At 39.5% G+C, this 14,484-nt stretch carries 10 protein-coding genes; 2 read left to right on the top strand and 8 right to left on the bottom strand.

Features of this window, described 5'->3' with window-relative positions:
* Positions 1-9: 9 nt before the first annotated feature.
* The 3 genes from HQN86_RS07840 to HQN86_RS07830 all read right to left on the bottom strand — a co-directional run bounded on the left by HQN86_RS07840 (position 10) and on the right by HQN86_RS07830 (position 5,147).
* Complete coding sequence (locus HQN86_RS07840) at positions 10-2,805, bottom strand: 2-oxoglutarate dehydrogenase E1 component (protein ID WP_172660466.1); 2,796 nt, start codon at positions 2,803-2,805, stop codon at positions 10-12.
* Positions 2,806-2,871: 66 nt separating this feature from the next.
* Positions 2,872-3,750, bottom strand: coding sequence for a MerR family transcriptional regulator (locus tag HQN86_RS07835; protein WP_172660465.1), 879 nt, complete (start codon positions 3,748-3,750; stop codon positions 2,872-2,874).
* A 104-nt stretch (positions 3,751-3,854) separates the two neighbouring features.
* The gene (locus tag HQN86_RS07830; RefSeq protein WP_172660464.1) at positions 3,855-5,147 is read right to left on the bottom strand and encodes a DASH family cryptochrome; all 1,293 of its coding nucleotides are present in this window, start codon (positions 5,145-5,147) and stop codon (positions 3,855-3,857) included.
* 156 nt (positions 5,148-5,303) lie between these two features.
* On the opposite strand from HQN86_RS07830, the gene HQN86_RS07825 reads away from it, so the two are divergent.
* Together HQN86_RS07825 and HQN86_RS07820 are read left to right on the top strand one after the other, a co-directional pair.
* Positions 5,304-6,209, top strand: a complete 906-nt coding sequence (locus HQN86_RS07825) for a TIGR01777 family oxidoreductase (protein ID WP_172660463.1) — start codon at positions 5,304-5,306, stop codon at positions 6,207-6,209.
* Positions 6,209-7,513 carry a cryptochrome/photolyase family protein gene (locus tag HQN86_RS07820; RefSeq protein ID WP_172660462.1) on the top strand — a complete coding sequence of 435 codons (1,305 nt, stop codon included), beginning with the start codon at positions 6,209-6,211 and terminating at the stop codon, positions 7,511-7,513. Before HQN86_RS07825 ends, HQN86_RS07820 begins: the two co-directional genes overlap by 1 nt.
* 8 nt (positions 7,514-7,521) lie before the next feature.
* Here HQN86_RS07820 and HQN86_RS07815 read toward each other — a convergent pair whose 3' ends face one another.
* The 5 genes from HQN86_RS07815 to HQN86_RS07795 all read right to left on the bottom strand — a co-directional run bounded on the left by HQN86_RS07815 (position 7,522) and on the right by HQN86_RS07795 (position 14,452).
* Complete coding sequence (locus tag HQN86_RS07815) at positions 7,522-8,448, bottom strand: FKBP-type peptidyl-prolyl cis-trans isomerase (RefSeq protein ID WP_172660461.1); 927 nt, start codon at positions 8,446-8,448, stop codon at positions 7,522-7,524.
* Between the two features lies 1 nt (position 8,449).
* Complete coding sequence (locus tag HQN86_RS07810; RefSeq protein ID WP_172660460.1) at positions 8,450-8,947, bottom strand: FKBP-type peptidyl-prolyl cis-trans isomerase; 498 nt, start codon at positions 8,945-8,947, stop codon at positions 8,450-8,452.
* Positions 8,948-9,080: 133 nt separating this feature from the next.
* Positions 9,081-10,871 (bottom strand): acyl-CoA dehydrogenase family protein, encoded by a 1,791-nt coding sequence (locus tag HQN86_RS07805; RefSeq protein ID WP_172660459.1) that lies wholly within the window; start codon positions 10,869-10,871, stop codon positions 9,081-9,083.
* Positions 10,872-10,884: 13 nt separating this feature from the next.
* On the bottom strand, positions 10,885-12,063 hold the full coding sequence (locus HQN86_RS07800; RefSeq protein ID WP_172660458.1) for an acetyl-CoA C-acyltransferase: 1,179 nt from the start codon (positions 12,061-12,063) through the stop codon (positions 10,885-10,887).
* A 25-nt stretch (positions 12,064-12,088) separates the two neighbouring features.
* On the bottom strand, positions 12,089-14,452 hold the full coding sequence (locus tag HQN86_RS07795) for a 3-hydroxyacyl-CoA dehydrogenase/enoyl-CoA hydratase family protein (protein WP_172660481.1): 2,364 nt from the start codon (positions 14,450-14,452) through the stop codon (positions 12,089-12,091).
* Positions 14,453-14,484: the final 32 nt, after the last annotated feature.

Here is a 14,484-nt window from a genome sequence, read left to right as displayed (position 1 = left end):
TTATTTTTTCTAATCTACATTATAAACTTTATTCACTGATTTTTTAGCAATCTTTTTCTCTGTTTCAGTAACAGGAGCTTCAAAAGCTTTAGCTAAAATATAAGCCTGCTGATCTGCGTGTTGTCTTGCAAATCCTGTGGCAGTACTACTGCTTTCTTTTCTTGAAATCAGTTCAATATCACTAAAGATAGTTCTTCTTAATTTACGCAACAAATATGGCCATGCGCCCATATTCTCAGGTTCTTCCTGTACCCAAACTGCTTCTTTAGCATTTTTGTATTTCCCATATACAGTTTCCATTTGCTCCAATGGAGTTGGATAAAGCTGCTCAACACGAACAATAGCAACATCCTTGATCTGATCTTTCTGTTGTTTTTCTAACAACTCATAATAGATCTTACCAGAACAGAACAATACTCTTCTAACATCAGCTGCTTTAACATTTTCATCATTAATAACCTCCTGGAATTTACCATCAGTAAACTCAGTAAGTTTCGAAACACACTGAGGGTGACGCAATAAACTCTTAGGCGTAAACACTACCAAAGGTTTTCTGAAATCACGTTTAAACTGTCTGCGTAATGCGTGGAAAAAGTTAGCCGGAGTAGTACAGTTGGTTATCTGCATGTTGTAATCAGCACAAAGTTCCATAAAACGCTCAATCCTTGCTGATGAGTGTTCCGGACCTTGTCCTTCATAACCATGAGGCAATAACATTACCAAACCGTTCTCACGTTGCCATTTCGTTTCAGCACTTGCAATATACTGATCTACCACTATCTGCGCTCCGTTAAAGAAATCACCAAACTGAGCTTCCCAAATGGTAAGCGCATTAGGATTAGCCATTGCATAACCATATTCAAAACCTAGTACACCGTACTCAGATAAATGCGAATTGTAAATATCAAATGGAGCTTGTTGGTCAGAAATGTTTGCCAATGGGATATATTCTTCCTCAGAATCTTCAAGAGTTATAACCGCATGTCTGTGAGAGAATGTTCCACGCTCTACATCCTGTCCGCTTAAACGTACTCTTTTTCCCTCAGCAAGGATAGTACCATATGCCAATTGCTCACCCATTGCCCAATCGAACACATGAGTAGTATTTGCCATTTTACTACGTTCTTCAAAAAGCTTCTCTATTTTCTTAAAGAACTTTTTATTTGATGGAAGCGTACTTATTCTTTTAGCTACCTCAAGCAGCGTTGATTTTTTAACAGAAGTATTTGGAGAAGTTTCAAAATCTTTAGGTGTAGCTAAACGCATGTCTGACCATGCACCGCCAAATTTCACCTCATGATAAGTAGAAGTTATTTCTTTAGCTTCATTCAAACGTTCCTGTAATATACCACGGAACTCTTTTTCCATTTCCTTGGCTAAACTTGCTTCAAGCTTACCCTCACCAATCAGCTGCTGAATATAAATATCGCGTGGATTAGCATGCTTCTCTATGCTTTTGTATAGAAGCGGTTGAGTAAACTTAGGCTCATCGGCCTCGTTATGGCCAAATCTGCGGTAACATAAAATATCAATGAACACATCATTTTTATATTTCTGACGATATTCCATTGCCAAATTAATAGCATAAACTAAAGCCTCAGGATCGTCACCATTCACATGGAATACTGGCGACAATGTTACTTTAGCAATATCAGTACAATAAGTACTGGTACGGCCATCTTTATAATTGGTAGTAAAACCAATCTGGTTGTTTATAATCAAGTGAATTGTTCCACCGGTTTTATAACCATCCAGACCAGCCATCTGAATTACTTCATAAACAATACCCTGTCCTGCAACAGAAGCATCACCATGTATCAAAATTGGAGCAATGCGTGCGTTGTCGCCACCATATTTAAAATCAATTTTAGATCTGGTCATACCCTCTACTACCCCATTCACTGTTTCCAGGTGAGAAGGGTTAGGGCATAAACTCAAATGCACACTGTTACCATTATTCGTAGTAACATCAGTTGAGTAACCCAGATGGTATTTCACGTCACCTCCAAAAGGAGATTCCGCACTATAACCCTTGCCTTCAAATTCAGCAAAGATGTCCTTATAGGTTTTCTGCATGATATTGGCAAGAACGTTTAAACGTCCTCTGTGTGCCATACCAATTACAAACTCTTCAATTCCAAGTTCCGCTCCTTTTTCAATTACCGAATCCAGGGCAGGAATTAAAGCTTCAGCACCTTCAAGAGAAAAACGCTTCTGACCAAGAAACTTAGTTCCAAGGAAATTCTCAAAGCTAACCGCTTCATTCAATTTCTTTAATATCCTTCTTTTCTCATCAATAGAGAAGTTTGGAGTATTACGTGCGCTTTCCATTTTCTCTTCAATCCATGAAAGGATTTCAGGCGTACGTACATATTTATATTCTGCACCAATAGAGCGACAATAAGTTTGTTTTAAAAAAGCAATTATATCACTAAGCTTAGCTGCTCCAATACCAATCTCAATTCCAGAGTTAAATACAGTGTCCAGGTCTGCCTTTGTTAATCCAAAGTTTTCCATGTCCAAAGTAGGCAAATGATGACGTCTTTCTCTTACCGGATTGGTTTGGGTAAATAAGTGGCCACGCTGACGATAGCCATTGATTAAATTAAGAACATTAATTTCCTTTAAAAAATGCTCAGGAGTCTCTGAACTAACCGATGTTCCGGAAGACCCTCTTCCAAAATCAAAGCCTTCAAAAAACTTTTGCCAACCAAACTCAACAGAATTAGGATCTTGTTTATAAGACTGATATACGGATTCTATGTATTCGGCATTTGCGCCGTTGAGATAAGATAAATTATCCATTATGTGTGAATTGCTATAAGTGTTGCAAAATTAGGTTTTTTTACCTTAATAAACAGGTAAATTTCCTTATAAATCTTCAAGAAATTCAACCATATCACAAACATTTTTCAATGGTGTCAGTTGATCCTTCACAAGAATATCAAATTCTGATATCAAACTCCCTGCCACTAACAACGGCACGTTCAAATTATCCATCACCTTTCCTACAACTTTATTAATATCCTTGCCTAAATTTAAGGAGGTTAGCACAATAAACGAATAATCTGGTTTATACGCTGCAACAATTTTTTTCAGATCAGAATATGGTATCTCCGAACCAAGATAAAGAGTTTCCTGCCCACAGCTTTTCAATAAATATCGGGCAAATAACAAACCTGCTTCATGCATCTCTGCCTCAGGCAAAAAAAGCAGAAATCGTTTCGGCTCTTCTCTATGTGGTTTTTCAACTTTATCAATCTCAACAATTATACGATCCCTTATCAGGTTAGAAGCAAAATGCTCATGAGAAGGATCGATTGCGCCCGTTTGCCAAAGCATCCCAACCTTCTTCATAAAAGGGAACAGCACAAGATCCATGGTTTTAATCAATCCCATTTCATCAATGCAGCCTGCTAAAGTATTAGAAAAAACTTCTTCATCGTAATCGATAGTCGCGTTAGAAAGACTAAGCATCTGAACCGAATCATTGTTCCAATCTGCCTTAAGCTGAGTAACCAGATCAGAAATCTGCTTCTTACTCATTTTAGCTATTTTGCTAATCTTGTAGCCATTCTCATTAAGCGCAACAATATTTAAAAGGGACTTCAAATCCTCCTCGTCGTAATACCTGATGTTGGTTAATGTCCGCTTAGGCGGTACAAGATTGTACCGGATTTCCCACGCCCTGATGGTGTGCGCCTTTATGCCTATAAGGCCTTCTATATCACTAATTGAGAATTTTTTCACACTATATTGAACAACAAATGTTAAACAAGTTTGTTTAAAAAACAATTTTTGTTTAACATTTTTTTTATTAACTGTCCAAAAGCAGCATTTATTAAACAAGAATATCAGACAAGAGAGGCAGCATCAGGAGATACTACATCCAGAATTTTCATTTGTTTATCAAGGTCAAATGTGTTCTTTGATTTAAGGTCAAGACCAGCGCCTGCAACATTTGCCCAATTACCCCAGTTACTCGCAGGAGCATAATCCACTAGCTTTTCTTCAAAATATGCAGCCCCAATTGTCCAATGAATTTTTAAAACATGAATCAGAAAAGTAGCAACAACTAAGCGGCCTGCATGAGGAATAAATCCAGAGTCATTTAGCTCTTTCATGTATTTATCAACAAGCAAATGCCCCGTCTCCCCATCTTTCCATTTTTTCACCAAAGTCTCATCAACCTCAACAGGCGATAAAATCAGTTCTTCAAAATCTGGCTCCTGGAAAAACTTAATCCCATGTTTTTTAAACATAAATCTAAAGTAATCGCGCCAAAGCAAGCCCAATAAGATCTGATTAAAATTAGGATTGGCACCAAAGCTCGCCTCGGCCTCTTTAACCATCCAATAAACCTTTCTTGGCGAAAGACAACCGAACGAGAGCCATCCCGAAATCCTAGAAGAAAACCCCTGTTTATCCGCCGCAACTTTTGAGCTATATTTGATATAAATATCTGATCCGGGTTCAAGTAACTTTGTTAGATGTTCCAGTCCATCTAATTCCCCCCCTTTAGCCTCATCATCAAAGTTCACAAACCCAGCCTCAGCAAATCCTAACTCCAATAACGACGGCAGCGCACCCCAATTTTCATTTTCAACAAAATCAATCTCTAAAGGAGATTCATGACAGGATTTCACAATCGCATCACGCTCTGTTTTCTTTTTAAACTGAGTAAATACATCTGGAATATCTTTAATTGGAAAAGGCAAATCTTCCTTATTATAAAGTGTATGCCCAATAAAATGTTTAAGATTAATCCTTTGTTTCCACAAGGCATCCTCTACATAAGTAGATATTATAGTTTCTTCCGGACCAACTTCTCGGTGATGATAAACCTCAGAAATTTCTAACTGCTCAACAATAGCCGGTATATGCTCTTCAGGTTTACCCTGTATCAGCAATATGTCCCCACCTAATTTTTGAAATGCTGTTCTTAATGATGAAACACTTTCTAACAAAAACTGCGCTCTGCGTGCTCCTGTTTTTTCTGTTTCGAACGAAGTACTCTCAAAATGTCGGGGATCAAAAAAATAAATAGGTAAAATACAGTCCGATTTAGCAATTGCTTCAACTAACATTTCATTATCATGTAAGCGAAGGTCATTCCTGAACCACACCAATATTTTCTTAGACTTCATTAACTTGCAACTGAGTTTTGTGTACTATTTACAAAAATATACGATTTTTTATCCGAATAAGAATCACAACCCCAATATTTACACTAGCGAAACAAATCAAAGGCATAAAAAGCGCTTTTCGCAAAACTTAAAGTTAAAACAATAGGTTATTGAAGTATGAAGAACCAAATCTTGATTACAGGAGCTACCGGTATGCTAGGCAAAAAACTAATAAATGCGCTACATGAATCCGGGCATAGAGTTTCTGTGCTAACAAGGAAAGCCACCAGCATAAAAAACGCAACTGTTTATTTATGGGATGTTTACAAACAGACTATAGATCCAAACTGCCTGCAAGGCATAGATACCATTATTCATTTGGCAGGCGAAAACATTGCAGAAAAGAAATGGACAAAAGAACGTAAACAACAAATTATAGATAGTAGGGTAATGTCTGCCCAATTGCTTTATAAAACCATTAAAGAAACACAGGCCCCTGTAAAAACCTTTATTTCAGCCTCGGCCATCGGTTATTACGGAAACCGCGGAGATGAAATATTAACTGAAGAATCTGGAAGCAGCACAGGATTTCTTTCCAGGTGTTGTAAATTATGGGAAGAGGCAGTTGATGAAGGCGCCTCACCAGATCTGCGAATAGTTAAATTCAGAATTGGTTTTGTTCTTGGTAAATCAGAAGGCGGTCTGGCAGCATTAGAAAGGCCCATCCGCTATTTTGTTGGCGCCCCCTTAGGTAGCGGGAAGCAATGGACCCCATGGGTACACATTGATGATATTGTAAATATGTTTCTTACGGCAGCAGAGAATCCATCATACCAGGGTGCTTACAACGCTTGTGCGCCTTTTCCGGTTACCAACGAAACTTTAACAAAAGCGATAGCAAAAACAATAAAACGTCCGGTATGGCCAATACATGTACCGGAAAAAGTACTGGAAATGATTCTCGGAAAAATGAGTATCCTCCCGCTCATAAGCACAAATACATCTGCACAAAAACTTCTGGATGCAGGTTTTATATTTAAATATACCCACCTGGAAGATGCATTAACCGATATTTACAAGTAGTGAAAGAAGAAATAAGCGTTTGCTGGTTCAGAAGAGATTTAAGGTTAGACGACAATGCAGCACTTTACGAGGCGTTAAGAGGGCCATACCCCGTCCTGCCTCTTTTTATTTTTGACACAAAGATTCTCAAAAAACTTTCAAACCGGGAAGATCCAAGAGTAACCTTTATACATCACACCTTACAGGAAATTCATTCCGAACTTGCAACACAGGGATCTACCATAGCAGTTGAATATGGCACGCCTGAAGAGGTATTGATTCAAATTTTAAAAAACTACAATGTAAAAGCTGTTTATACCAACCATGATTACGAACCCAATGCAATTGAAAGAGATGATGCACTGGCAGAATATCTTGCATCTGAACAAATTGAGTTTAAAACATTCAAAGACCAGGTCATCTTTGAAAAGAACGAGATTTTAAAGGCCGACGGAAAGCCTTACACCGTTTTCACTCCCTATTTCAACCAATGGCGGGCAAAGCTTAATGAATTTTACATTAAGTCATATCCCATAAACAACTACTTCAACAATCTTCTTAAAATAGCCTCTCTTCCATTACCTACTTTAGCAGAAATCGGATTCAAAGAGTCGAGCCAAAAGTTCCCCTCAAAACGTTTCGGCAGCAAACTTACCGATTATGAAGACAAGAGAGATTTCCCAGCTGTTGATGCCACTACACATATCGGCATGCATCTTCGCTTCGGCACAATAAGTATCCGCGAGGCTGCACAACAAGCATTAAAACAAAGAGCAAACAAGTGGCTATCCGAACTTGCCTGGAGAGATTTTTACATGATGATCCTCTGGCACTTCCCCAGAATCGTGCATCAGTCCTTTAAACCTGCTTACGACAACATCCAATGGCTAAACAATGAATCAGATTTCGAAGCCTGGTGTGAGGGTAAAACCGGCTACCCACTGGTAGATGCAGGAATGAGACAACTCAATCAAACCGGCTATATGCATAACCGGGTACGCATGGTAGTAGCCTCTTTTTTAACTAAGCATCTATTAATAGACTGGCGCTGGGGCGAAGCCTATTTTGCAGAGAAATTATTGGATTACGAAATGGCCAGCAATATTGGAGGATGGCAATGGTCGTGCGGATGTGGAAACGATGCCGCACCATACTTCCGGGTATTTAATCCGGAACTTCAGGCCAAAAAATTTGATCCGGATCAGGCTTATATCAACCATTGGCTACCTGAATATAAACAACAAAAGCATGTACAACCTATTGTTGAACATGCTTTTGCAAGAGAAAGAGTGTTAAAAGTTTTTAAGGATGCCCTAAATGAATAGACACCAAATTAGTTGGTAACATCAACAATTTCAATATCAAAATCTAAACAGGCATTAGGAGGGATAGTTCCAGTTGAGCTACCGGCAGTTCCATAAGCCTCTGAAGATGGAATGAAAATCCTAACTTTTGCGCCCTTTGTAAATTTCGTCAACACTTCCCAACCAGAAATAACTTGCAGTAGTGTGGTTGAAAATGTTCCATCAGTATTAGAATCAAATGAGGTTCCATCAAATGTGCGACCTGTATACTTGGCTTTCAAAGTAGTATTAAGATCAATAACTTCGGTACCTGTACCGGCCTGTATAACTGAATAGTAAACTCCGGTAGATGGGTCTTTTGTAGCGGTTAAACCTTTTGATTGTATGAACTCTCTGATTCTTCTATCATCCAATAACCTTTGAGACTTTTCAGGGTAAGTAGTAACAGTGAATTCAATATTTTCATTTGATGGAATATTTAAAACAGTTGTTCCGTTTTTACCAAAGGCCAGGTATGAAGGCAATAAAATTCTAGCAACACCACCCGGCTTAAGGGTCTGCAATACTTTTCTTAAACTTGGAAGCTGGATGCCCACAGATCCAACACTAGTACCGCCAGAATAAGAAAAAGAACTGGCATACCCTACATATGTTCCTAAGTTAGAGATAGCGGGTGTAGTGTGATAATTAGTACCGTTCAATAACGATTTTACAGATACAGAATACAAAACAGAATCGGTAGTCTTAAAAAGCTCTCCGGTTCCTTGTGTCTTAATCTGATAATAAAATCCTGTTTTATCAGGATCTTCTATTGCATCGGTGATATTATTGCTCGAGATGTAATCTTTTATTTTAGTATCATCTATACTTTGAATGGACTCATATTCCTTTTTACAAGAATTTAGAAGAATCAAACCCACTAGAAGAAAGGTATATGAGGTAATTTTTTTTAACATACTATTTTTGTTTATCTACTTTTTTAGCAACTTTTTTATAATCAATAATAAAATATAATACAGAATTTGCCGGTACTCCGGGAGTAGGGTAATTCTTATATGCCAGTTTTGAAGGCACCAGTAACTCTATCCGTCCACCTGGCTTAATTAAAGACAAACCTATTCTCCAGCCCGGCATTACACTTTCCCGAATAAACTTAAACGGATTATCAGCGGTAGCCCGACTAAAAACTGAATCGGTCATTAAGCGGCCTTCATACTCTACAGTTAAAGTATCAGTCGGGGCACGATCGTCGGCTCCTGTACCAGCAGAATCAATTCTGTAATAAAGCCCGCTCGTATCTTTTGTTAAAGTAACCTTATTTGCCACTGCCCAGTCCTTAATTATCGTTTCATCAATCTCAAACTGAGCTTTTTCATCATAGACTTCAGGTTTTGTACACGCGGCTAAAACACCAACAATGATAGCTATCCCTAATAAAAGCCTATTTCTTAACATAATGCACAAAAATAGTCTTTTATTGGCGATAGAACAATTTTTAACCAATTTTAACAATTGACATAAAAAACGCCCCTAATATTTTAGGGGCGCCCAGTTTATTTATGAAATGTTACTCCTAGTATAAAATAAGTTAGTAACAGTACCTATTTGCAGCTATTAGCTGCTGTGCCACACTTTGGCGAACATTTTTAACATTAAACGGCTCTGCTTTAGTAAATCTGCGCAAGCCAACCATCATCATCCTCAGTTCATCGCCTTCGGCAAACGCCCATAGCGCTTCTTTACCAGCCTTTTGAACCGCATCAACCGCTTCCACAAAGTAGATGCGCATTAAATTCAACTGCCCCTCACATTGCTTTTCACCTCTGATACTTACCAGTTTCTCCGTTCTCAACATTGCCGATTCAGCTACATACACATAGCTGGCCATATCAGCAATATTCATCAGAATCTCTTGCTCTTTAGACAAGCTCATCATCAACTTCTGAACCGCAGCACCAGCAACCATTAAAGTAGCCTTTTTAAGGTTTTTAATGATTTTCTTTTCTGTAGCAAACAAAGTATCATCCTCTTCACCAAAATCAGGGATGGACATTAATTCACCTGCAACAGCAGTTGCCGGAGTCATCAAATCCAGTTCGCCCTTCATTGCACGTTTCAGCATCATATCAACAGTAAGCAATCTGTTTATCTCGTTAGTGCCCTCAAATATCCTGTTAATCCGCGCATCCCGATAAGCCCTGTCCATAGGTGCCTCGGCCGAGAATCCCATACCACCATAAATCTGCACACCTTCATCAACAACATAATCCAACGCTTCAGATCCCCATACCTTCAAAATGGCGCACTCAACTGCAAACTGTTCTGTAGATTTTAATTTCGCCTTACCGGCATCCATGCCACCCGCAACCAGGGTATCATATGCATCATCGATATTCTGACCTGCACGGTAATTAGCCGACTCCACAGCATAAACTTTAGAAGCCATCTCGGCCAGTTTATGACGAATAGCTCCATATTTAGAGATAGGTCTTTCAAACTGAATACGCTCATTCGAATAATTAATAGCCGTATCTATTACAGATTTAGAGGCACCAATAGCCGCAGCTGCCAGTTTAATCCTTCCAATGTTTAAGATATTTACAGCAATTTTAAACCCGTTTTCGCGCTCAGATAACATGTTTTCAACAGGTACAGGGCAGTCGTTAAAAAACACCTGTCTGGTCGAAGAACCTTTAATACCCATTTTATGCTCTTCAGGGTTCATGGTAATGCCACCAAACTCACGCTCAACAATAAATGCGGTTAGGTTTTTATCGTCATCAATCTTGGCAAACACAATAAACACATTAGCGAAACCACCATTAGTGATCCACATTTTCTGACCATTGATCAAATAATGTTTACCGTCAGCACTTAGTTTGGCTTTTGTTTTACCAGAGTTGGCGTCAGAACCAGAATTTGGTTCAGTTAAGCAGTAAGCTGCTTTCCATTCGCCAGTTGCCAGCTTAGGAATATATTTATCTTTTTGAGCAGCATTTCCATAATACAGAATAGGCAGAGTACCAATTCCGGTATGTGCAGAAAGCGCAACAGCAAAAGAGTGACCGGCACCAATAACATCAGCTACCAGCATCGAAGTATTAAAATTCTTCCCAAAACCGCCGTATTCTTCAGGTATAGATACACCCAGAATCCCCAGCTCTCCTGCTTTATCCATTAGCGAAGGCATTAATCCTTCCTCCTGCGTATCAATACGATCAAGATTTGGATATACCTCTGCAGCAAGGAAATCACGACAAGTCTGCGCAATCATTTTTTGCTCTTCATCAAATTCTTCAGGAATAAATACATCCTGATAAGCGGTTTCTGTTATCAAAAACTCTCCGCCCTTAATAGTCTTTTTGTCTGTAGTTTCCATAATACCTATAAGATTAAAGCATTTCAAAAATACCGGCCGCACCTTGTCCGCTACCCACACACATAGTTACCATACCGTATTTTTGTTTTCTTCTTTTTAATTCATTAAACAACTGCACAGATAGCTTGGCACCAGTACACCCTAGTGGGTGACCAAGTGCAATAGCACCTCCGTTAACGTTTAAAATATCTTTATTGATACCCAATTCTCTAACAACCGCAAGCGACTGAGAAGCAAAGGCCTCATTCAATTCAATCAATTCAACCTGATCAAGCGTCATACCCGCTTGTTTCAAAGCTTTAGGGATGGCATAGATAGGCCCAATTCCCATGATACGCGGCGGAACACCAGCTATACCATAGCTAACCAAACGTGCAATAGGCTCAACACCCAGCTCTTTCATTTTCTTTTCAGAAACCACCAAAACAAACGCAGCACCATCTGATGTTTGCGAAGAATTACCGGCAGTAATACAACCATCAGCTGCAAATACAGGTTTTAATTTAGCCAGCTTCTCTATCGAAGTATCGGCCCTTGGCCCTTCATCAGTATCCACCACATAACTTCTGGTTTTCTTTTTCATATCAGCATCCAGATAGTTTTCATTTACCGTAATTGGTAAAAGCCCATCTTTCAGATGACCATTTTTAATCGCTTCAACAGCCTTCTGATGCGACTGATAAGAAAATTCATCCTGATCTTCCCTGCTCACATTATACTCACGCGCAACCGCCTCAGCTGTTAAGCCCATCCCCCAATACCAATCCGGATTAACCCTGGCAACCTCGGCATTCGGAACAACTTTCCAACCACCAAAAGGCATACCCGACATCACTTCAACCCCACCGGCAATAATGCAATCGGCCATACCGCTTTTAATTTTAGCAACCGCCGTGGCAATAGTTTCCAGGCCTGAAGCACAATATCTGTTAATGGTAACACCCGGTACTTTATCCGTATCTAAACCCATCAGCGATATCATACGACCAATATTTAGTCCCTGTTCTGCTTCAGGCGTAGCATTACCTACAATCACATCATCAATTTGCTCATTATCCAGATTGGGTATGGATGCCACCAAATGTCTGATTACTTCAGCTGCCAGATCATCTGCCCTCGTAAAACGAAATACACCACGAGGGGCTTTGCCTACTGCGGTACGATATCCTGCTATAATATATGCTTCTTGCATGTCTTAGTCTTTTTTAATCAAAAAATTAATTTCTTAATGGCTTGCCTTTAGTTACAATACTTTGGATACGTTCAAGCGTTTTCCTTTCACCGCAAAGCGATAAAAACACTTCCCTTTCCAAATCCAGTAAATACTGTTCGGTTACTTCTGTTGGCGATGAAAGATCACCTCCACACATCACCCAACCTAATTTTTCAGAGATCTTTTTATCATGCTCGGAGATGTAATGGCCCGAATACATGGTATTAGCACCTGCGTAAACAATACCTAAACCCTGTTTACCCAATACCTTAATATCTTTTCGTCTAACTGGCTGGGTATAACCCGCATCGGCAAGTTCAATTGCCTTAGCCTTAGCATCAGCAATTAGCCTGCTCCTGTTCATAGAAATAGAATATTTACCTTTTTGCAAGTAACCCAGCTCAAAAGCCTCAACAGCCGAGGTAGAAACCTTAGCCATACCGATAGTTAAAAACCTATCCTTAAGCACATTCTGAACAATCTGATCATCATTATATTCATCAGATGCCCTTAAAGCAAATTCTTTGGTACCGCCCCCACCGGGTATAACTCCTACACCAAACTCAACCAAACCCATATAGGTTTCGGCATTAAGCTGCACATGATCGGCATGTAAGCTGAACTCGCAACCACCACCAAGTGTAAGGTTATGTGGCGCGACAACTACCGGAATAGAAGAATACCTGATGCGCATAGAAGTATTCTGGAACGTCCTTATCGCCATATTCAACTCATCCCACTCCTGCTCAACCGCCATCATAAAGATCATCCCTACGTTGGCACCGGCCGAGAAGTTTGCACCATCATTTCCAATCACCACCCCTCTGTAATCCTTCTCTGCCATATCAATTGCTTTATTAATGGCCTGCAAAGTATCGCCACCAATGGTATTCATTTTAGAATGAAACTCTACGTTGATAATTCCATCGCCCAAATCAATAATCGATGCACCGGAGTTTTTCCAGATCACCTTGCTGCCCCTTAAATTATCAAGAATAATGAACGCCTCTGTACCCGGAACTGCTTTATAGCTTTTGGTAGGGATATCGTAATATTTTCGAACCCCATCCTCTACCTTGTAAAACGATGTATTACCGGCAGCAAGCATCTCATGAACCCAGGCCGCAGCCTCGTGTCCATATTTTTTCATGCCCTCAATAGATTCTGCTATGCCTACAGCGTCCCAAACCTCAAACGGACCTAAATCCCATCCAAAACCGGCACGCATGGCATCATCAATTCTGTATAGTTCATCAGATATCTCCGGAATCCTGTCAGAAACATATTCGAACAAACCAAAAAACGAAGCTCTGAAAAGCTCGCCCGCTTTGTCTTTACCTGCAGCAAACACTTTCATCCTGTCTCTTACGTTCTCAATCGGTTTGGTCAAATCCAGTGTAGCCGATTTAACTTTTACCTGCGGTCTGTATTCCAGTGTTTTTAAATCAAGGGCAAGAATCTCTGTTTTGCCATCTGCAGTCTTTGTTTTTTTATAAAAACCCTGGTTGGTTTTATCACCAAGCCATTTATTGGCTTCCATCTTTTCTACATAAGCCGGAAGCTTAAAAAGATCGTGTGCTTTATCATCCGGACAATTATCATAAAGTCCTTTGGCAACTTTAATCATGGTATCTAGCCCTACTACATCGGTAGTACGGAACGTTGCCGATTTTGGTCGGCCCAAAGCCGGACCAGTATATTTATCTACCTCTTCTACCGTCAGCTCCATCTTTTCAACCAGATGTAGCAACGCCATAATAGAATACACACCAACCCTGTTTGCTATAAATGCAGGCGTATCTTTACATAAAACGGTGGTTTTACCTAAAAACTTATCGCCATAATGCATCAGAAAATCTACCAGTTCAGGTTTGGTATGTGGAGTAGGTATAATTTCAAGTAACCTTAAATAACGAGGAGGATTAAAGAAATGCGTGCCGCAGAAATTCGCTTTAAAATCGTCACTTCTGCCCTCGGCCATCATATGAATAGGAATTCCAGAAGTATTGGAAGTAACCAAAGTACCCGGTTTACGGTGCTGTTCTACCTGCTCAAATACTTTTTTCTTAATATCCAGATTCTCTACAACAACCTCTATTATCCAATCGCAACCTGCAATTTTAGACATATCATCATCAAAATTACCAGTAGTAATTTTGTTAAGTACTTTTTTGGAATAAACTGGCGAGGGATTGGTTTTTACAGCGGTTTGTAAGGCTGTATCAACTATACCATTTCTTGGCCCCTCCTTTGGCACAATATCTAACAACAAGACCTCAACACCTATATTTGCAAAGTGACAGGCAATACGCGACCCCATAATTCCGGATCCCAATACCGCTACCTTATTTATCTTTTTGTTTATCATTTCCATCAGTATATTTTTACTTTTAATGATTG

Source organism: Pedobacter panaciterrae (assembly GCF_013204795.1).
GTDB lineage: Bacteria > Bacteroidota > Bacteroidia > Sphingobacteriales > Sphingobacteriaceae > Pedobacter > Pedobacter panaciterrae.
The sequence above is the reverse complement of the archived record's forward strand: the minus strand, read 5'-3'. Positions and strand labels throughout refer to the sequence as shown.